14 protein-coding genes are annotated in these 20,785 nt (G+C 73.9%); 4 read left to right on the plus strand and 10 right to left on the minus strand.

Annotation, left to right across the window (positions count from 1 at the left end; translation table 11 throughout):
- Positions 1-13: 13 nt before the first annotated feature.
- The 4 genes from CLV43_RS43790 (at position 14) to ccrA (ending at position 9,476) form a co-directional block, all read left to right on the plus strand.
- Entirely contained in the window at positions 14-5,860 is a 5,847-nt protein-coding gene (locus CLV43_RS43790; protein ID WP_425445805.1) for an SDR family NAD(P)-dependent oxidoreductase, read from the plus strand.
- On the plus strand, positions 5,857-7,059 hold the full coding sequence (locus tag CLV43_RS43795) for a cytochrome P450 (RefSeq protein ID WP_106196399.1): 1,203 nt from the start codon (positions 5,857-5,859) through the stop codon (positions 7,057-7,059). The genes CLV43_RS43790 and CLV43_RS43795 overlap by 4 nt, the downstream gene beginning before the upstream one ends.
- Positions 7,060-7,139: 80 nt before the next feature.
- On the plus strand, positions 7,140-8,108 hold the full coding sequence (locus CLV43_RS43800; protein WP_106196401.1) for a class I SAM-dependent methyltransferase: 969 nt from the start codon (positions 7,140-7,142) through the stop codon (positions 8,106-8,108).
- A gap of 33 nt (positions 8,109-8,141) precedes the next feature.
- Positions 8,142-9,476, plus strand: coding sequence for a crotonyl-CoA carboxylase/reductase (ccrA, locus tag CLV43_RS43805; protein WP_106196402.1), 1,335 nt, complete (start codon positions 8,142-8,144; stop codon positions 9,474-9,476).
- Positions 9,477-9,537: 61 nt separating this feature from the next.
- Here the strand turns inward: ccrA and CLV43_RS43810 are convergent, their stop codons facing one another.
- The 10 genes from CLV43_RS43810 to CLV43_RS43855 form a co-directional block, all read right to left on the minus strand.
- Complete coding sequence (locus tag CLV43_RS43810) at positions 9,538-10,674, minus strand: acyl-CoA dehydrogenase family protein (protein ID WP_106196404.1); 1,137 nt, start codon at positions 10,672-10,674, stop codon at positions 9,538-9,540.
- A 73-nt stretch (positions 10,675-10,747) separates the two neighbouring features.
- Positions 10,748-11,557: an AfsR/SARP family transcriptional regulator gene (locus CLV43_RS43815; RefSeq protein WP_170156283.1), complete on the minus strand. Its 810-nt coding sequence runs from the start codon at positions 11,555-11,557 to the stop codon at positions 10,748-10,750.
- A 1,143-nt stretch (positions 11,558-12,700) separates the two neighbouring features.
- Positions 12,701-13,459, minus strand: a complete 759-nt coding sequence (locus CLV43_RS43820) for an NAD-dependent epimerase/dehydratase family protein (RefSeq protein WP_106196407.1) — start codon at positions 13,457-13,459, stop codon at positions 12,701-12,703.
- Complete coding sequence (locus CLV43_RS43825; RefSeq protein ID WP_106196409.1) at positions 13,459-14,469, minus strand: Gfo/Idh/MocA family protein; 1,011 nt, start codon at positions 14,467-14,469, stop codon at positions 13,459-13,461. The genes CLV43_RS43820 and CLV43_RS43825 overlap by 1 nt, the downstream gene beginning before the upstream one ends.
- On the minus strand, positions 14,469-15,974 hold the full coding sequence (locus CLV43_RS43830; protein WP_245887480.1) for an NDP-hexose 2,3-dehydratase family protein: 1,506 nt from the start codon (positions 15,972-15,974) through the stop codon (positions 14,469-14,471). The genes CLV43_RS43825 and CLV43_RS43830 overlap by 1 nt, the downstream gene beginning before the upstream one ends.
- A gap of 32 nt (positions 15,975-16,006) precedes the next feature.
- Positions 16,007-17,260 (minus strand): glycosyltransferase, encoded by a 1,254-nt coding sequence (locus CLV43_RS43835; RefSeq protein WP_106196410.1) that lies wholly within the window; start codon positions 17,258-17,260, stop codon positions 16,007-16,009.
- Between the two features lie 136 nt (positions 17,261-17,396).
- The gene (locus CLV43_RS43840; RefSeq protein ID WP_106196412.1) at positions 17,397-17,996 is read right to left on the minus strand and encodes a class I SAM-dependent methyltransferase; all 600 of its coding nucleotides are present in this window, start codon (positions 17,994-17,996) and stop codon (positions 17,397-17,399) included.
- Between the two features lie 4 nt (positions 17,997-18,000).
- Complete coding sequence (locus CLV43_RS43845; protein ID WP_106196413.1) at positions 18,001-18,600, minus strand: TetR family transcriptional regulator; 600 nt, start codon at positions 18,598-18,600, stop codon at positions 18,001-18,003.
- Positions 18,601-18,609: 9 nt separating this feature from the next.
- A complete protein-coding gene (locus tag CLV43_RS43850; protein WP_106196415.1) occupies positions 18,610-20,043 on the minus strand; it encodes a fatty acid desaturase in 1,434 nt (477 codons plus the stop codon).
- 102 nt (positions 20,044-20,145) lie between these two features.
- Positions 20,146-20,667 carry a DUF6630 family protein gene (locus CLV43_RS43855; RefSeq protein ID WP_106196417.1) on the minus strand — a complete coding sequence of 174 codons (522 nt, stop codon included), beginning with the start codon at positions 20,665-20,667 and terminating at the stop codon, positions 20,146-20,148.
- Positions 20,668-20,785 lie beyond the last annotated feature (118 nt).

Below are 20,785 nucleotides of genomic sequence, written 5' to 3' on the forward strand. Positions count from 1 at the left end.
GCGACCGATGGCTGTGCCTGACAAGATCGTCGAAGCCCTGCGGAAGTCGTTGCAGGACAACGAGCACCTGCGCGCCGAGAACCGCGCGCTGGCGGAGGCCGCGCACGCCCCGGTCGCGATCGTCGCCGCGGCGTGCAGGCTGCCGGGCGGCATCGACACGCCCGAGGCCCTGTGGCGGCTGCTGGCCGAGGGCGGCGACGCCGTGGGCCCGCTGCCGACCGACCGCGAACGCCCGGTGCGCGAGGACCTGCGCGGTGGGTTCCTGCGCGACGCCGGGCACTTCGACGCCGCGTTCTTCGGCATCTCACCCCGCGAGGCGCTGGCGATGGACCCGCAGCAGCGGCTGCTGCTGGAGACGTCGTGGGAGGCGTTCGAACGGGCCGGGCTCACCCAACCCGAGCTCAAGGGCAGCCGCACCGGCGTCTACGCGGGCGTGATGGGCACCCACTACGCCCACGCGTCGGCCTACGACCTCCCCGAGGGCGTGGCGAACTTCGTCACCATGGGCACCCAGGTCAACGTGGCGTCGGGACGGCTGGCCTACGCGTTCGGCCTGGAGGGGCCGACGGTCACGGTCGACACCGCGTGCTCGTCGTCGCTGGTCGCGCTGCACCTGGCCACCAGTGCCCTGCGCGCGGGGGAGTGCGACCTCGCGCTGGCCGCGGGCGCCACCGTGCTGCCCGACCCGGCGGAGTACCTGCGGGCCGCGTCCGCGGCGGGCGCGCTCGCCCCGGACGGCCGCTGCAAGTCCTTCGCGGACGCCGCCGACGGCACCGGGTTCAGCGAGGGCGTGGTGGTGCTGCTGGTCGAACGGCTGGCCGACGCCCTGCGCCGCGGCCACCCCGTGCTGGCCGTCGTGCGCGGTTCGGCGGTGAACTCCGACGGTGCCAGCAACGGCCTGAGCGCCCCCAACGGCCCGTCGCAGCAACGGGTCATCGCGAGCGCGCTGGCCGACGCCCGGCTGCGACCGTCCGACGTGGACCTGGTGGAGGCGCACGGCACCGGCACGACCCTGGGCGACCCGATCGAGGCGCAGGCCGTGCTCGCCGCCTACGGCCAGGACCGCGCCGACCCGCTGTGGTTCGGCTCGCTCAAGTCGAACATCGGCCACACCCAGGCAGCCGCGGGTGCGGCGGGAGTGCTCAAGGTGCTGCTGGCGCTGCGGCACGAGACCATGCCGCCGACCCTGCACGTGGACGCGCCGACCCGCCAGGTCGACTGGACCGAGGGCGACGTCCGACTGCTCACCGGCGGCCGCCCGTGGCCGCGCGGGGAGCGCCCGCGCCGCGGCGGGGTGTCGTCGTTCGGCGCGAGCGGCACGAACGTGCACGTGATCCTGGAGGAACCACCTGCTCCCGCACCGGTCCCCGAAGGATCGCGTCCGGCCTCCGTGCCGTGGCTGCTGTCGTCCCGCACCGAACGCGGTCTGGCCGACCAGGCCGCCAGGCTCGCCCCGCACGCCGCTGGGGAGGCCGCCGACGTCGGGTGCTCGCTCGCCCTGACCCGCACCCACTTCGAGCACCGCGCCGCCGTGCTGGGCCCGGACCACGCCGACGGCCTGGCGGCCCTCGCGGACGGCGGTCGGGCCGCGGGGCTCGTCACCGGCCGCGTCCGGCGTGGCGGCCGGGTCGTGTTCGTCTTCCCCGGCCAGGGTTCGCAGTGGGCGGGCATGGGCGCCGGGCTGCTGGACACCTCACCGGTCTTCGCCGACCGCATGGCCGAGTGCGAGGCCGCGTTCGCGCCCCACCTGGACTGGTCGCTCACCGCGGCCTTGCGCGACGGGCGTCCGCTGGACTCCGACGGCGTCATCCAGCCGGTGCTGTTCGCGGTGATGGTGTCGCTGGCCGAGGTGTGGCGCTCGCACGGCCTGCGGCCCGCCGCGGTCGTCGGGCACTCGCAGGGCGAGATCGCCGCCGCCTGCTTCGCGGGCGCGCTGTCGCTGGAGGACGCCGCGCTCGTCGTGGCCCGCCGCGGCCACGAGCTGACCGCGTTGGCCGGCCTGGAGGGGATGCTGTCGGTGTCCGCGTCCCCGGACGAGGTGGGCCGACGGCTGGTGGGCAGGCCCGCGCTGTCGGTCGCCGCGGTCAACGGCCCCGAGGCCGTCGCCGTGTCCGGACCGCTGGGCGACCTGGACGAGCTGGCCGCCGAGCTGACCGCGGCGGGCGTCCGCACCCGGCGGATCCCGATCGGCTACGCCTCGCACTCCCCGCAGGTGGACCAGATCCGGGACCGGCTGCTCGACGTCGTAGCGGGGATCCGGCCGCTCGTGCCGCGCATCCCGCTGCGCTCCACCGCGACCGGCGACTGGGTCCGCGGCGCCGACCTGGGTCCGGAGTACTGGTTCGCCAACGCCCGCAGGCCCGTGGACTTCCTGGGGGCGGTGCGCGACCTGCTCGGCTCCGGCCACCGCACCTTCGTCGAGTGCAGCCCGCACCCGCTGCTGGTCCCCGCCGTGCTCGACACCGCCCAGGACGCGGGCGAGGACGTCGTGGCCGTCGGCTCGCTGCGCCGCGACGACGGCGGCGCGGACCGGATGACCCGGTCGCTCGCCGAGGCCCACGTGCGGGGCGTGCCGGTGGACTGGGCGCCGGTGTTCGCGGGCACCACCGCCCGCCGGATCCCGTTGCCCACCTACGCGTTCCAACGGGACCGGTACTGGCTCGGCCCGGCCACGACCGGACCCGCCGACCTCGCCGCGGCGGGCCTGGAGACCTCACCGCACCCGCTGCTCGGGGCACGGGTCGAGCTGGCGGGCGGTGGCGCGGTGCTCACCGGTGTCCTCTCGCTGGCCACCAGTCCGTGGCTGGCCGACCACGCCCTCGGCTCCACCGCCGTGCTGCCGGGGGCGGCGTTCGTCGACCTGGTCCTGCACGCGGCCGACGCCACCGTGGACGACCTCACCGTGTCGGCCCCGCTGGTGCTCCCCGCCTCCGGCGAGGTGGCCGTGCAGGTGCGGATCGGCCCGCCCGCCGACGACGGCGTCCGCGAGGTCGAGGTCCACTCCCGCCAGGACACCGGGTGGACAGTGCACGCCACCGGCACGGTGTCCGACTCCGACCGGACCCCGGACGGGCTGGGGGAGTGGCCGCCCGCCGGTGCCGAGCCGGTCGACCTGGTCGGGCGCTACGAGGACTTCGCCGCGGCCGGTGTCCACTACGGACCCGCGTTCCGCGGCCTGCGGTCCGCGTGGCGGCTCGGCGACGACGTGTACGCCGAGGTCGCGCTCGCCGACGACCAGCGCTGCCACGCCGCCGGGTTCGCCGTGCACCCGGCCCTGCTGGACGCCGCAGTCCAGACTGCGGGCCTGCTGCCGTCGGGAACCGTGCCGCAGGGCGCGCTGCCGTTCGGCTTCGGCGGCGTCACCGTGCACCGGCCCGGCGCGACCGCGCTGCGCGTCCGCACCCGCCCGGCCGGAGGCGGGCTGACCATCGAGGCCACCGACCACCACGGCGTCCCGGTGCTGACCATCGACTCCCTGGTGCTCCGCGAGGCCGGCGCGCCCCCGCGGTCCGCGGCGGACTCGCTGTTCCGCGTCCAGTGGCAGCCGGTCCCGACCCCCGTGCCCGACCACACGGCCGACTTCGTCGTGCTGTCCCTGGTGGACGAGCGGGCGACCGTCCGCGAGGCCGTGCACCGGGTGCGGGACACCCTGCGCGACTGGCTGGCCGACGAGCGCCGCGAGCGGACCACCCTGGTGGTCCTCACCCGCCGGGCGACCGCCACCGAGGACGTCGAGGACCTGGCCGGTGCGGCGGTGCGGGGGCTGGTGCGCGCGGCGCAGTCCGAGCACCCGGACCGGTTCGTGCTGGTCGACGTGGACACCGCGGACGATCCGCCGGTGGCCGCCGCGCTCGCCACCGGCGAGCCCCAGATCGCCGTCCGCGCGGGCGCGCTCCTCGCGCCGCGGCTCGTCCGGGCTCCCGCCGGGAACGACGGGACCGCGTTCCCCTCCCACGGCACCGTGCTCGTCACCGGCGGAGCCGGGGCACTGGGCTCGCGGCTGGCCCGCCACCTGGTCGCCGCGCACGGCGTCACCAGGCTGCTCCTGGTCGGCCGCACGCAGGCCGAGGTGTCGGTACCCGGCGCGCACGTGGACGTCGTCGCCTGCGACGTGACCGACCGGGACGCGCTGGCCGCCGTGCTGGCGGCGATCCCCGCCGAGCACCCGCTGACCGCCGTCGTCCACGCCGCGGGCGTGCTGGCCGACGGTCTGCTGGAGGACACCGACGCCGAGCGCGCGGACCTCGTGCTGCGCCCGAAGGTCGACGGCGCGCTGCACCTGCACGAGCTGACCCGCGACCTCGACCTGTCCGCGTTCGTGCTGTTCTCCTCGGCCGCCGGGGTGTTCGGCAGCCCCGGCCAGAGCGCCTACGCCGCCGCGAACTCCTTCCTGGACGCGCTCGCCCACCACCGCCGCGCCGCGGGCCTGCCCGCGCAGTCACTGGCCTGGGGCACCTGGGACGTCGAGGAGGGCGTGGTCGGCGACCTCGACCGGGCGCAACGGGAACGGCTGCGCCGGTTCGGCGCTCCGTTGAGCCCCGCCGAGGCGCTGGACCTGTTCGACACCGCGGTGGCCGACGGCGCACCGCTGCTGGTGCCCGCCCGGCTGGCCCTGCCGAAGGGGCTCACCGCCGACGTGCCGCCGCTGCTGCGCGCCCTCGTCCGCGGCGCCGCTCCGGCCCAGCGCCGCCCGGTCGTGGCGCTCGACGGCCCCGCGCTGCGGGACGCCGTGTTCGGCCAGGTCGCCGAGGTCCTCGGCTACCCCGGCGCGGAGGCCGTCGTGGGCGACCGCGGGTTCCTGGAGCTGGGGCTGGACTCGTTGACCGCGGTCGAGCTGCGCAACGGGCTGAGCCGCGTCACCGGGCTGCGGCTCAAGGCGACGGTCGCGTTCGACGCGGGTACGCCGGACGAGCTGGTCCGCGAGCTCGCGCGGGTCACCCGCCCGGCGCCGGAGCCCCCGGCTCCCACCGCCAACCCGATGGACGCGCTCGACGGGCTGTTCCGGCACGCGCTGAGCCTCGGCCACCGCAAGGCCGGCCAGCGGCTGGTCCGCGAGGCGGCCCGGCTGCGGCCCATGGCCACCTCGCCCGACCAGTGGCCCGCCCCGCCGGAGCCGGTGAGCCTGGCCGACGGCCCGGAAGGCCCCGCGCTGGTGTGCTTCTCGTCCATCGTGGCCATCGCGGGCGCCCACCAGTTCGCCCGGTTCGCGGGCCAGTTCCGCGGCGTGCGGCCCTTCCTGGCGTTCGACGTCCCCGGCTTCGGCCCCGGTGAGCTGCTCGCCGCCGACGTCGACACCCTCGTCGGGGCGTACGCCGACTCGATCGCCGAGCGGGTCGGCGGGTCGTTCGTGCTGCTGGGCAGCTCGTCGGGCGGCTACCTCGCCCACGCCACCGCGACCGCGCTGGAGGCCCGCGGCGTCCGCCCGGCCGGCGTGGCGCTGCTGGACACCTACCTGATCGGCGACCCGACGATCATGAAGGACCGCGTCCAGGAGTACCTGATGGGCGGCATGTTCGACCGCGAGGACCAGTACGTGCGGATGGACGCCGACCGGCTCACCGCGATGGCCTGGTACGGCGGCATGTTCGAGGACTGGACGCCGGGGCCGTGCGCCGCGCCGCTGCTGCTGGTGCGGGCCTCCGAGCCGATCGACGGCATGACCGACGACCCGGAGTCCGACGACTGGCGGGCCAGCTGGGACACCGCGCAGACCGTCGTGGACGTCCCCGGCAACCACTTCACCCTCGCCGAGCAGCACCTGGAGCACTGCACCGCCGCGGTGGAGAAGTGGCTCCGAACCCTCGACCCGGTTCCGCCGGGTCACCGCGAAGACGTCGACAAGGAAGAGGCGACCGCATGACCGAGACCCCGTCCGCGCCCGATCTCGCCATCCGGCGGGGCTGCCCGTACGGCGAGCCCGACGGCAACGCCGAGCTCCGCGAGGAGGGACCGGTCACCCGCGTGCGCCTCGGGTCCGGGAAGGAGGCGTGGGCGGTGTGGACGCACGCGGCCGCCCGCGAGCTGCTGCTGTCGGACGCGTTCAGCGTGGACCGCAAGCAGCCCGACTTCCCGGCTCTCGTGCCCTACAACGCCGACGTCGGGTTCCGCGCCTCCATCGGCGAGATGGACGCCCCCGAGCACGGGGCCGCGCGCCGCGCCATCAACGGCGAGTTCACCCAGCGCCGCGTGGACACCATGCGGGCCGACATGCAGAAGGTCGTCGACGAGCTGATCGACGCCATGCTGGACGGTCCCAAGCCCGCGGACCTGGTGCCCGCGCTGGCGCTGCCGGTGCCGACCACGCTGATCTGCGACCTGCTCGGTGTGCCCGACGCCGACCGCGACACCTTCCGCGACCGGTCGTCCACGATGATCGACCTGTTCACCCCGCCGCAGGAGCGGATGGCCGCGATCGGCGCGCTGCTCGGCTACATCGACCAGCTCGTGACGGGCAAGGAGGAGAACCCCTCCGACGACCTGATCGGCCGCCGCGTCCTCAAGGCCCGCGAGGACGGCGACGGCACCGACCACCAGTCCCTGGTGGAGCTCGCGCTCACGTTGCTGGTGGCGGGGTTCGAGAGCACCGCCAACCAGATCTCGCTCAGCATCGCCGCCCTGCTCCAGCACCCCGACCAGCTGGAGCTGCTGCGGCGGGAGCCGGAGCGCTGGCCCGCCGCCGTCGAGGAGCTGCTGCGCTACTGCAGCATCCTCAACCCGGTGTCCTACCGCGTGGTCAAGGAGGACGTCACGATCGCGGGCGTGGCCATGAGCCGCGGCGAGGGCGTGGTGGCGCTGGGCACCGCGGTCAACCGCGACCCGGAGGTGTTCGCCGACCCCGACCGGCTCGACGTCACCCGCACCGACGGACGGCACCTATCGTTCGGCTACGGCGCGCACATGTGCATCGGCCAGCACATGGCCAGGACCGAGCTGCAGATCGTCTTCGAGACGCTCTTCCGCCGCGTGCCGGGGCTGCGCCTCGCGGTGCCCGCGGAGGAGCTGTCGTTCAAGGACGAGGCCGCCGCGTACGGCCTCAACTCGCTGCCCGTCACCTGGTGACCGCCGCCACCGCGCAGATATCCGGGCGCTACGGCGCCCCGCGAGACTCGAGCCCATCAGCGAACCGACAGGGGTAGCACATGGAATCCACCGGCGGTCCGGCCGCGATCAACGCGTTCATGGACACCGTCAGCCGGTTCAACGGTCCCAGCGAGTCCGCGGTGCTCGACGCCGAGGCCAGCGACGAGTTCAAGGGCCACTCCATCTGGCTCTACGACGTGGCCGCGATGATGGCCGCGCGCGGCGAGATCTGGAACTGGGGCATGGACGACCCGGTGCTGGCCAAGGAGATCGACGAGGTCCTCCCCGGCAGCCTGGACTTCTGCACCGACGGCGTGTCCGAGCAGCTCTACTTCCGCGCCCTGCGGGAGCTGCCGCTCGCGCTGGGCGACTACGCGGGCAAGACCGTGCTGGAGATCGGCAGCGGCGCCGGTGAGGGGCTGAACTTCCTGTCCCGCGCCGCGCCCGGTGGCCGGTTCCTCGGCGTCGAGCTGTCCCCGATGGCCGTGCGGCGGGCCAACGCCCTGCTGGCCCGCGGCGACGAGCTGCGCTACGTCCAGGGCGACGCCGAGTCGCTGCCGCTGGAGGACGCCTCGGCCGACGTCGTGATCAGCGTCGAGAGCTCGCACAACTACCCGCACCCGGACCGGTTCATCGCCGAGGTGGCCAGGGTGCTCAAGCCGGGCGGGTACTTCTCCTACCTCGACGGCTTCACCGAGCACCGCTACGACCAGACGACCCTGCTCAAGCGGGACGTGCCGGGGTTCGAGTGGCTGTCCGAAGTGGACATCTCCGAGCTCGTGCGCGCGGGCATCCGCAAGAGGATGGCTCCGGGCAGCCACTTCCGCCGGGTGTCCGAGGTGGGAACCAGCAAGCTCAAGCGGCACGTCGCCTTCCAGATGCAGGCGACCACCATGGGCAGCCCCTTCATCGGCATGGAGACCAGCCCGGCAGTGCGGGCCCTGCAGAAGATGGGCAAGTTGCCCTCGGCGTGGACGCTCCCGGTGGAGAGCTACGTCCACAGCGTCGCCCGCAGGCGCCCCGAGTAGCCGCGTCCGACCCGACCGAGGAGACGAACAGCCATGGATGCTCTCGCAGCGGCCGCGGTGCGCGGCGCAGACGCGGACGAGCTGCTCGGGCACGCGGTGCCCGAGCGGTACCGGGCCGCGCACATCCGAGCCGAGGACGCCGACATGTTCCAGGGCGTCGAGGACAAGGACGTCCGCAAGTCCATCCGGGTCGGCGACGTGCCGATGCCCGAGCTCGCGCCGGACGAGGTGCTGGTGGCGCTGATGGCCAGCTCCATCAACTACAACACCGTCTGGTCGGCCACCTTCGACCCGGTGCCGACGTTCGCGTTCCTCAAGCACTTCGGGCGCGAGGGCGGGTGGGCGCGGCGGCACGACCAGCCGTTCCACGTGCTCGGCTCGGACGCCTCCGGCGTCATCGTCCGCACGGGCGTCGGCGTGCGGCGCTGGCAGGTCGGCGACCGCGTGGTCGTGACCCCGGTGCACGTGGACGACCAGGAACCGGCCGTGCACGGCGACGGCATGATCGGCACGTCGCAGCGGGCGTGGGGGTACGAGACCAACTACGGCGGTCTCGGCCACTACGCGGTCGTGCGGGCCAGCCAGCTCGTGCCCAAGCCCGCGCACCTCACCTGGGAGGAGGCCGCCAGCACCCCGGTGTGCGCGGCCACCGCCTACCGGATGCTCATCAGCGAGCGCGGTGCCCGGATGAAGCTCGGCGACGTCGTGCTGGTCTGGGGCGCGGCGGGCGGTCTCGGCGTGTTCGGCGTGCAGATGGTCAAGCAGGCGGGCGGGATCGCGGTCGGCGTGGTCGGGTCCGGCGAGAAGGCGGACCTGGTCCGCAGGCTCGGCTGCGACGTGGTCATCGACCGCTCCGAGATCGGCATGGGCGACCCCGGCGACCCGCAGGCGGTGCTCAAGGCGGGCAAGCGGATCGGGTCGATCATCCGCAAGGAGACCGGCGACGACCCGCACATCGTGTTCGACCACGTCGGCCGCGCCACGTTCGGCATCTCGATGTTCGTCGCCCGCCGCGGCGGCGCGGTCGTCACGTGCGGTTCCAGCACCGGCTACCAGCACACCTACGACAACCGGTACCTGTGGATGAAGCTCAAGCGGCTCATCGGCAGCCACGGCGCGAACCTCCAGGAGCAGTGGGAGTCCAACCGCCTGTTCGACCTCGGGCAGGTGCTGCCGGTGCTGTCGGAGGTGCACCCGCTCGACAACGTCGGCGACGCGGCCCGGCTCGTGCAGGCCAACGGCCACGTCGGCAAGGTCGGGGTCCTCTGCCTCGCCCCGGAGGCCGGTCTCGGGGTGAGCGACCCGGCCAAGCGCGAGCGGCTGGCCGCGGTCCGGCCGCCCGTGCTGGAGACCAAGGTCCACCTGTGACGGCGGACGGCCTCGGCACCCGGTCGGGCGCCGAGGCCGTCCGCCCGATCGGGCGACCGTCCTACCGGGAGCCCCGGACGCCGCGGACCACGTGCTCGGCCAGCAGCAGCTCGCACATCTCGGTGCTGCCCTCGATGATCTCCATCAGCTTCGCGTCCCGGAAGGCCCGCGCCACCACGTGCCCGTCCTGGGCCCCCGCGGACGCCAGCACCTGCACCGCCGCGGCCGCGCCCTCGGCCGCCCGGCGCGCGCTCTCGTTCTTCGCCAGCAGCGTGGCGATCACCGACTCCGGCGACCCGCTGTCCCAGCACCGGCTGGCGTGCTCGCACAACCGGGTCGCCACCTGCTCGCCGGTGACCAGGGTCGCGAGGTGCCGGGCCACGAGCTGGTGCTCCGCCAGCGGTCGGCCGAACTGCTCGCGCGTCGCGGCGTGCCGCGCGGCGGCGTCCCGGCACGCGCGCAGGATGCCGACGCAGCCCCACGCCACCGACTTGCGCCCGTACGCCAGCGCCGAGGACACCAGCAGCCCGAGTCCGGCGCCCGCCCCGAGCACCGCCGACGCGGGTACGCGCACCGAGTCGAGGACCACGGCGGCGTGCCCGGCGGCGCGGCAGCCCAGCGGGTCCGCGACCCGCTCGATCCGCACGCCCGGCGTGCCCACGGGCACCACGACCACGGCGCCGCCGCCCTCGGTGTACCGGCCGAACACGACCAGCAGGTCCGCGTAGTGGGCGGCCGTGACCCACACCTTGTGCCCGTCGACCACGACCGAGTCGCCGTCGGGGCGCACGGTGGTGGACATCGACATCAGGTCGCTGCCCGCGTGCGGCTCGCTGAACCCGACCGCGGCCAGCTCGCCGCCGGTGAGCCTGCGCAGGTACTCGCCGCGTTGGGCCGGTCCGGCCAGCCGCTGCACGGTCCACGCCGCCATGCCCTGCGACGTCTGCACGCTGCGCAGCGAGCTGCACAGCGCGCCCGTGGCGGCGGTGAGCTCGCCGTTGTCCAGGCTCGTCCAACCGAGGCCGCCGTGCTCGACGGGCACCTCGGCGCACAGCAGGCCGTCGGCGCCGAGGCCGCGCAGCAGGTCCGGCGGCAGCAGCCCCGCCCTGTCCCACGCGCCCGCTCGGTCACCGACCAGCTCCGCCAGCTCGGCCGCCCGCTCGGCGGGGGATCCGGTCACCGCGGTCGTCACGCCCATGCCCTGCCCTCTTCGCCTTCCGTGGTCCGGGCGGCGCGAGGCCGCCGGGGGAGTGGTGAGCACCGCGTCCCGGTCACCAGCCGAAGCTGGGCGAGCCGATCAGCCGCCACCGGTTCTCCAGGTGGCCGCTGTGCGCCGAGCCGCGGTCGGTGGCCTGCGCGGGCACCTGCGGCCGGGCGTGCCGGGGTCCGCCGTCGGTGCGCAGGATGAGCCGCTGCACGTGGCGCAGCTCCTGGCCCGGCTCGCTGCCCAGCTGCTCGATGAGCAGGTTGCGGGTGTGCAGGAACGCGGCGAGCGCGTCGGACTGGCGGCCCGCGCCGTGCAGGGCGAGCATCAGCTGCGCGGTCAGGGTCTCCCGCAACGGGTGCGCCCGGACCAGGTGCGACAGCTGCGGCACCAGCCGCGCGTGCCTGCCCAGCTGCAGCTCCAGGTCGATCCACCACTCCAGGGTCTGCATCCGCAGCTCCAGCAGCGGCGGGACCTCCATGTCCTGCAACGTCGGCGACGGCACGTCGAGCAGGGGGGCGTCGCGCCACAGCGCCAGTGCCGACGACAGCGCGGTCGAGGCCTCGGCGTGCCTGCCCTCCGCGGCCAGCTCGCCCGCGCGGCCGTGCAGGTCGAAGAACGAGGCGAGGTCGCTCTCGCCGGGGCTCACGGTGATCATGTAGCCCGGCGCCTTGGTGACGATCCGCTCGGCGACCTGCGGGCCGAGCGTGCGGCGCAGGCGCATGACGTACGTGCGGATCGTGGGCACCGCGCTCGGCGGGAGCTTCTCGCCCCACAGGAACCACGCGATGCGGTCGATGGACACCACGCGGTTGTTGTAGAGCAGCAGTCCGGCGAGGATGATCCGCTGCTGGGCGGCCGGTATCGCAACCTCCACGTCGTCGACAACGGCCTGTGTTGGCCCGAATATCCCGAAACGGATTCGTGTCTCTCGTGGACGAAGCTCCCGTGCACGCCCCATAGAGCGGCCTCTCTCCCTGTTGTGCCTGTGCCGACTCGGTGAATGCGGTCCTATCGTGGAGTGTTGATACCACGGAGATCAATGGGCTTTGTGTGTACAGCGCACACTCGGGTGGTTCCCCTTTCGATTACCGTCTTGATTGGCTTGCTCTTCGCGGCAGCCCATGTGCTGACACGTTCGGTGGAACGTGGTGACGGAGAGCCCTGATCGCTAGGCCGATCGGGTGATGGTTCAGGGGGTCTAGCGTGAAAAATCACCTTCGGTATTGCTCACCCGGATGGTGTTAACCGTATAAATCGCCACTGGTAAGGTGAATTGCAGTGATGTAGGTCACGCAGCATTGGAACTTCGGTACCGGCAATGCGTGCCGGTGTTCGTCGCAACGCCTCTCCGCCTCATGGTCGACATAACCGGGAGTCGCGGGGTTGGTCAATGTTTGTTCATCCACAGTTGGGTGAGATGCGGGGAGTGCGTCGAGTGGTCCACATCGCACCACTCGCGACCATGTGCTAATGGACTTCCTCCTCGTGGTCGACCTTGTGCCTGGTCCACGGGGTGCGTCACTCGATCGGGCGTGGTGCTGGTGCGGTGCGGGAAGGTGTTCGGGTAGGGTGCCCGAAGGAATTCGGCAACCTTATTTACCTGGTTTCCGGTAAACGGGACGCCTCCGGTCGGACGACCGGGAATCGTGCTCCTGCCCGTTCGCCGTGATCGCCGGACCCGTTTCGTGCCCGTTTGCCGCGGTGCGGGAGTCAATTGACCGGACCGCGTGCGCCGCCGATTCGCGTTCGGCGCGGGAGCGCACCGATCGGTTCATCGCCGACCGGCGAAATGAAATCGGTTGCACGGGATCCGCGTGAGGATGTCGAGCGTGGAAGTCATCTGCACGTGCAGATCGGCGGGGAGAAGTGGGGTGAGCCGTTCGGGCGCCGGGAAATGCGGTCGACCGAACGGGTTTCCCCTTTTGCGCCGGTCCGGCCCGCGCTGTTCCCGAGTCGTCCGCCCCGGTCGGCGGAGTCGATTCCGCGGGGATCGGCGGACCCCGGCGGAATCGTCGCGTCAGGGCGTCGGCACCGGGGCCGGGTAATGGCGCACGTACCGGTCGAGCAACCGCTCCAGGTAGGCGTCGCCCCCGAGCGGCGCCAGGCCCGGCACCGCGGCGCGCAGCCGGGCCGTGGACACGGCGGTCCGCACGGGGGTGGCGTCCACGACCTCCTGCCGGGCGGGCAGGCCCATCCTGGCCCGCACGCCCTCGGCGATCGCGCCGACCGGGTAGGGCGTGCCCGAGGCGACGTTGACGACCTCGTCGCGCACGCCCGCCGCCAGCAGACCGTCCACTGCGGACACGACGTCGCGCACGTCAACCAGGTCGCGGAAGGTGTCCCGGTGCAGCCGGACGACCCCCGAGCGGACCTGCTCGACGAACGCGGGCAGCAGCTGGTGCGGGCGCTGGCCCGCACCGACCACGTGCGACAGCCGGAGCACCAGCCAGGGCACACCGGACTCGGCGACCCGCCGTTCCAGGGCGAGCTTGTGCCGTCCGTAGGGCGAGACCGGGTCGACCGGGTCGAGCTCGGTTGCGGGCACGTCGGTCGAGCCGTACATGGCGTGCGACGCGCTGGACAGCACGACCAGCCGGAGGTCCTCCTCGGCGCACCGGCGGACGACGTCGGCGAGCAGATCGTGCTCGCGGGTGAACTCGGCCGGGTCGGTCACGTGGGTGCTGGACACGCCCGCGGCCAGCACGACCGCGTCGGGGTGCCGCCCGGCGATCCCGGCCAGGTTGCCCGCGATGAACCCTCGTCCGACGATGCGCATCAACGGCCTCCGGACGTGGTGGTGGTGCGCGCGAGGGCGCGGATGGCGTCGACGAGCTCGGCGGTGCGGTGCGTGCCCGCCTGCCGCTGTGGTGGCGTCCCGGCCCGTGCGGCGCGGACCTCGTCCGCGAACGCCGCCGCCGACCGGGCGAACTGGTCGGCCGCGGGCAGCACCAGCTCCTCGGCGTGGTCCTGCTCGTCGATCCGCAGGACCGGCTGGTGCGTCGCGGGCGGTGTGAACGCCCGGTCGAGGGACAGCCGCCCGGTCGACCCCCACAATCGGTAGCCGCCCGCGTAGCTGTGCTGGAAGCCGAACTCGGCGGTGACGGCCACGCCCGCCGCGGAGACCAGGAGCGCGGTGCCCGCCACGTCCACGCCGGTGTCGGCGTCCACCCGCAGCACGGCGCCGACGGGCTCCAGGTCGTCGCCGAACAGCAGCTGCGCCGTCCTGATGGGGTAGACCCCGGCGTCCAGCAGCGCCCCGCCGCCGAGGTCCGGCCGGTACCGCACGTCGTCGGCGGGCAGCGGCGGGAAGCAGAACGAGCCGGTGAAGGAGCGCACCTCGCCGAGCCTGCCCGCCGCGCACAGGTCCCGCACGGTCGCGTGCGCGGGGTGGTGCAGGAACGTGAAGTTCTCCCGCAGCACCAGCCCGTTCGCCTCCGCCAGACCCAGCAGCCGCGCGGTGGCGGCGGCGTCGGTGGTCATCGGCTTCTCGGCCAGCACGTGCTTGCCCGCCAGCAGCGCCGCCGTCGTCCACTCGTGGTGCAGCGCGTTGGGCAGCGGCACGTACACCGCGTCCACGTCGGCGCGCCCGACCAGCGCCGCGTACCCCTCGACGGGCTCGCCGCCGAACCGGTCGGTGAACCGGGCGGCCTTGGCGCGGTCGCGGCTGGCGATCGCGGTGACGGTGACACCGGGCGTGCCGGCCAGCGCCGGGAGCATCCGCCGCCACGCCGTGGAGGCCGCGCCCAGCACCCCGACCCGCACGGGCTCGAGCGGTCCGGTGCCCATCAGCGGACCCCGTCCCGCGTCGCGACCGGGTCGGCCGCGGAGCCGCCGACCAGGCTGTGCAGGCACGCGATCAGGCTGCGCGCCTGGACGTTCACGTAGTGGCTGTGCCGCAGCAGGCCCACGACCTGGTCCGCGGTCATCCACCGGTAGCGCGACGGGCCGACGTCCTCGGAGACCTCGGACGGGTCGACCTCGACGATCACGTACCGGTTGACCGCCCGGTAGAACCGGCCGCCCTCCTCGGACAGCAGCGTGTCGAACCGGATCCGGTCGGGCGCCGCGTCGAGCACCTGGTCCAGGAACGGCGGCCGCGCCCGCGCGGGCAGGTGCTCGTAGGACTCCGGGGTGCACTGCACCGTGGGTGCCAGCTCGACGAAGTCCAGGTAGCCCGGCTCCACCCGCGCGTTGACCAGCAGGTGCAGCACACCGGTGAACCGGGCGGCGAGGAACGCCACGACGCCGAGCCCGTGCGGGGCGATGATCGGCTGGGACCAGGTGTCGATCTCCCGGTCGCCGCCCGCCACCGCGACCGCGCGGATGTCGAAGAACGCGCCCGTCTCGTGGGCGATCCGGTCGGCGCCGCGCGTCCAGCCGCGCACCTCGCGCAGCGGGATCGGGGTGGCCTCGACCTCCCGGCGCGACCGCAGGTCGGTCAGCCAGCTCAGGATCTCGCCGTTGGTGTGCACCGCGCCCCAGGCCGACCCGATCGACCGCACCAGCGCCGCCCGGAAGCCCTCGCCGTCGCAGCCCAGCGCCTCCAGCAGGTCGGGTCCGGAGAACGGCAGGCAGGACAGCACCGTGCGGGAGTTCATGTTCACCAGGTTGTCGAACGCCAGCAGCTCGTGCAGCTGCCCCAGCGTCAGCCACCGGAACCCGTCGCGCACCTCGACGTCCCCGGTCGCCTCGACGACGATGTTGCGGTTGCGCTTGCGGTAGAACCACGACCCCTGCTCGGACTGCAGCACGTCGGCGAGCACCGACTCCGGCCGCGCGGACAGGAACAGGTCGAGGTAGGGCACGGCCCGGCCGCGGTGCACCGCCGTGTAGTTGCTGCGGGTGGCCTGCACGGTCGGGGACAGCTGGAGCACGCCCGCGTTGCCGGGCTCCACCTTGGCCTGCATCAGGCAGTGCAGGACCCCGTCGAACTCCTTGACCAGGATGCCGAGCACGCCGGTCTCCGGCTGGTTGATGATCGGCTGCGACCAGCTCGCCACCGGGCCGTGGTCGGTGGTCACCGCCAGGCCCTGGACGCAGAAGAACTTCCCGCTGTCGTGCACCAGGTTCCCGGTGTCGCGGTCGAAGCCCCAGCCGACCAGGTCGGCGAAGTCGACCCCGGTGACGACGGTGGCCCGCGCCCTGGCCAGCCGGGCGGCGAACCACCGGTGGAACTCCGGTGTGGACGTCGCGGAGCCCTGGCGGGACAGCGTCGACCGGGCGATCCGCAGCGGCAGGCCGGAGACCTGGGTCCGCAGTGGACTGCCGGGGGTGATCGGGGACAGGGTCACGGGGCCTCCGGGTCTTGGTGGTCCGGTCGGCGTCAGCGCGCGGTCGCGGCGTAGGCCTCGATGACGTCCGCTGCCTCGCGCACGCCCCGGTCCCCGCGCACGGCGGTGGCCAGGGCGGCGGCCCGTGCGGCGACCGAGGGGTCGTCGACGGCCGCGCGGACGGCGGCGGCCAGCGCCCCGGCGGTGAGCCGGGAGTAGGCCACCGGCGGTGCCGCGACGCCGAGGGCGGCCATCCTGGCCGCCCAGACCGGCTGGTCGGCGTAGGTGGGCACGATGACCTGGGGGACGCCCGCGGACACGACGGCGGCGGTCGTCCCCTGGCCGCCGTGGTGCAGCACGGCGGCCGCCCTGGGCAGCAGCCAGGTGAAGTCGGCGCCCTCGGTGCGGATCGCGTCGACGTGGTCGGGCAGGCCGTCGACCGGGCCGCCCACGACCACGAGCCTGCGCCCGGTCTCGACGGCCGCGGCCACGCTCGCGTCGAGCAGCCGCCTGCCGCCCACCAGCCAGGCGCTGCCGAACGCGGCCACCAGGGGCGGCGGTCCGCCCTCGACGAAGTCGGTCAGCTCGGCGGGCTGGTCCCAGCGCACGTCGTCGGACCAGTACCCGGTCACGTGGCAGCGCGCGGGCCAGTCGGCGGGCGGCGCGAACACGTGCGGGCTGAACTGGTAGAGGATCGGCCGGAGCACCCCGTCGTCGCGGAACGGCGATCGCAGGCCGAGCGGCGGCACGCCCGCCGCGGTCCGGCCCGCGTTGACCTCAGGCCGGTACAGCAGCCACTCCAGCGCGCCGGTCGCCCGGTGGGTGAGCCGGTTGTAGCCGCCGCCCAGCGGGAGCGCGGGCATGCCGAGCGCGGGCCAGGCGGCGGTGCCGGTGATGGGCCAGGACGCGACCGAGCACCACGGCACCGTGGGCTTGGTCAGCGCGCCGATCCTGGTCAGGGTGGTGTTGACGATCATGTCCGCGCCCTCGGCGGCGGCCACCATCTCGTCGGTCAGCGCCTGCCGGTCCGCCCGGCTCGGCCGGGGCGCCGCGGCGGCCATCCGGTACAGCGACGGGCCCTTGAGCAGCGCGGCGCGCACCTTGGGGTCGGTCAGCACGGAGGTGGCGTGGTCGGTGCCGATCGTGTCCAGCGCCTGGAACCCGATCCCGGCCTGCTCGGCCATGCCCTTGAAGTCCGCACCGCTGACCAGGACCGCCTCGTGGCCGCGCTCGCGCAGCTCGGCACCCAGCACGACGAAGGGCTGCACGTCGCCGCGGGAACCGATGGTCAGCAGGACGACGCGCATGGTGCTCCTCGTGTCGGCGGCACCGTCGAGCGGGCGACCAGGGACGACCGTGGTGGACGGTCGCCACGCTAGGTCGCCGTCGTAGCGTCCCGATATCGCCGCCGCGCGAGGCCGGACCCGCTGGTGGGCGGGGGTGTCACCGGGCGGCGCGGAACACCGGCAGGTAGCGCCAGAACAGCAGCCTGCGCACCCGGCGGCCGGGCAGCAGCACCGCCGACTCCCGGCGGATCACGGGCAGGGGAGTGGTCGGCGGCCGCACCGGTGCCCGCACCGACGGCTCGGGTGGTGGGCGGAGCCGGTCCGCCGCGGCGGTGGCGAGCCGGGCGGCGGCGTTGACGGGGACGGCCGCCAGGCTCCACGCCCAGTCGACCGGGGTCCGCTCGGGGTAGCAGCCCAGGACCACCAGGACCCCGCCGGGCGCGAGGGAGCGGCGCAGCGCGGTGACGGTGGCGAACGGCATGTGGTGGATGCTCGCCAGGCAGGACACGAAGTCGTAGTGGCCGCGGGGGAGGTCGACCTCGGTGACGTCCGCGAGGGTGAACCGCGGGTTCTCCGACCCACGGGCCCGCGCGATCACCGCCTCGTCCGGGTCGATCGCGTCGACCGCCAGGCCGAGGTCCGCGAGCCGCCGGGCGAACCGGCCGGTCCCGCAGCCGACGTCCAGCGCCGTCCGGGCGCCGGGCGGCACGTGCCGGAGCAGCAGCCGGTGGTAGTGGTCGTTGTGGTCGAACGGCACGGGCTCAGGCGGCCGCGCCGAGCACGCGGCCGACGAGCCAGGTGATGTCGTCGGCGGTGCGCGCCGGGCTGTCGGACGGCTGCATCACGTGGCTGAGCACCGCGCGCACGACGACGTCGATCGTCACGGCCAGCCGGTGGTCCTCCAGCGGCAGCTCGAACGCCGCGAGCCGGTGGCCGAGCACGGCCTTCGCGGCGGACAGCAGGGAACCGGCGTGCGTGGTGAGCAGCGGCAGCAGGTCGGTGTCCGCGTCGTGCGTCGCGGACACGATGGCCCGCAGCAGCACGTTGTCCCTGGCCAGGTCGAGCACGCCCCGGACCGCGCCGCGGACCGACTCCGCGAGGTCGCCCGCGTGCTCGTCGAAGGCCCGCTCCACCACGGCGAGGAACCGGCCCAGCTCGTCGTGGACCATGGCCTCGGCCAGCGCCTGCTTGGACCCGATCTCGTTGTAGACCGTCTGCCTGCTCACGCCGACCGCCACGGCCAGCCTGGCCATGGTGACCGTCGACCAGCCCTCCCGCGCCGTCTGCTCGATCGCGGCGGCGATGATCCGCGCCCGGTGCGCGCCGCCGGTGCCCTGCGCGGCCGTGGCTGGCTCCGTCATGGCGCCATCCTAGGCGGATGCCTCCCGCGTCGGCTCCCGTGTGGACACGACGAAGTCGGTCTTGTCCCGCACGCCGCAGTCCGGGCAGCACCACGAGTCCGACACGGCGGACCACGGCGTGCCCGCGGGGAAGCCCTCGCGCGGGTCGCCGACCCGCTCGTCGTAGACGTAGCCGCAGCCGGGGCACCGCCCGCCGACCGCGGTGACCGGGGCGGCCGCCACGACGGGCGGGTCGTCCGCCGTCGGGCGCGGGGCCGTCACGGGCACCGGGTACCTCGCCAGCACGGCCTCCCGGCGGCGCGGCTCGACGTTCGCCAGGCTCATGTCCCCGCCGAAGTGCGCCAGCACCCTGGGGTCCATGACCCGGCGCCACAGCGGCGGCACCAGCGCCAGCAGGATCATCCCGGCGTACCCGGTCGGCAGCGCGGGCGACTCCTCGAAGTCGCGCAGCGACTGGTAGCGGCGGGTCGGGTTCGCGTGGTGGTCGCTGTGCCGCTGCAGGTGGTAGAGCAGCACGTTCGTGGCGACGTTGTTCGAGTTCCAGCTGTGCCGCGGCGCCACCCGCTCGTAGCGCCTGCGACCGGGCGCGCCGACCACCCGGCGCGCCATGCCGTAGTGCTCCATGTAGTTGACGACCTCCAGCAGCGAGAAGCCGACGACCGCCTGGACCAGGAGGTAGGGCAGGATCCCGACGCCCAGCCACGCCACCATCGCGCCCCACAGCACCACCGACATCAGCCACGCGTTGAGGACGTCGTTGCCGATCCGGAACGGGTGCCTGCCGCGCCGCGCGTACCGCTTGCGCTCCAACCGCCACGCGCTGACCAGCGACCCGGCCACAGTGCGCGGCCAGAACCGGTAGAAGCTCTCGCCGACCCTGCTGCTGGCCGGGTCCTCCGGCGTGGCCACCCGCACGTGGTGGCCGCGGTTGTGCTCGATGTAGAAGTGGCCGTAGCAGCTCTGCGCGAGCGCGATCTTGGACAGCCACCGCTCGTGGCTCTCCTTCTTGTGCCCCAGCTCGTGCGCGGTGTTGATGCCGATGCCGCCCACGCACCCGATGGTGACCGCGAGCCCGATCCTGTCCACAGTGGACAGGTCGCCGCGCGCGATCGTCCAGAACGCCACGGCGAGGCCCGCGTACTGGATCGGCAGGAACAGGAACGTGATCCAGCGGTAGTACCGGTCGTTCTCCAGCGCCTCGATCACGTCGTCCGGCGGGTTCGAGCGGTCCAGGCCGGTCAGCAGGTCGACCGCGGGCACCACCAGGAGCACGACGACCGGCCCCAGCCAGAACCACGCGCCCCACCCCGTCCACGCGTGCAGCCCGAGCGCCGCGAACGCCAGCGACGGCACCACCAGCCCGATCAGCCACAGGTACCGCTTCCGGTCCCGCCACCCCTGCGTGGAACCCGCTGTGACCGTGCCGGTGTCGTCTCCCGCCATGTCGACCTCCCGCGTCCGCCGTTGTACAAGACGGTAGCTTTTGTAAAGCGGGTTGGACAAGGGGGAGGTTTTTGTCAACCTCCTGCGGGGTGGTCGGGGGTCCTACTCGGCCTCGGGCGTGCCGAGGACGTCGGCCCGGAAGCCCGCCTCGGCGGCCAGGTCGACGAGGTCGGGGCCCTGGGCGGCGGGGAGCAGGACGAGCGGGTAGCAGTCCGACTCGATGTCGAGGACGGCGAGCGCGGTGCCCGCCTCGTGCAGGCCGTCGCCCGCGAGCTCGAGGAAGTCGTAGGTGGGGACCCCGGTGTCGGCGCCGTCCAGCCACGCCCACGCGGGCGCGTCCGGAGCGGAGCCCAGCGCCCGCAGCCGGGCGACGACCTCCTCCGGCTCCTCCTTCCAGTCGACCTCGGCCAGCAGGCCGTGGTCGGTGAGCGCGTCGACCAGCGCGATCCACGCCAGGTTCGGGACCGGCTCGTCGACGCCGCGGTCGTCGAGCCGGTCCGCGTGCGCCCGCAGGTGGCCGTCGGGGTCGTCGTGCGCGCTCGTCACCCTCTCCGCCACGTCCGGGATGCCGGGGGCGAGCAGTGCGGCGAGGGCGGCCAGCGAGTCTCGGGCGGTCGACGCCATGGGGTTCTCCTGCTCGGTGGGAGCTAGTGTCCCGAGTTGTTAATTCGTGTGCAGTAGCGTGCGATGGAGTCGAGGATCTGGTCGGCGGTCTTGGTCCATACATAGGGCCGTGGCTCGT

Origin of the sequence: Umezawaea tangerina, from assembly GCF_003002815.1 — a bacterium.
In the GTDB taxonomy this organism is placed as follows: Bacteria; Actinomycetota; Actinomycetes; order Mycobacteriales; family Pseudonocardiaceae; genus Umezawaea; species Umezawaea tangerina.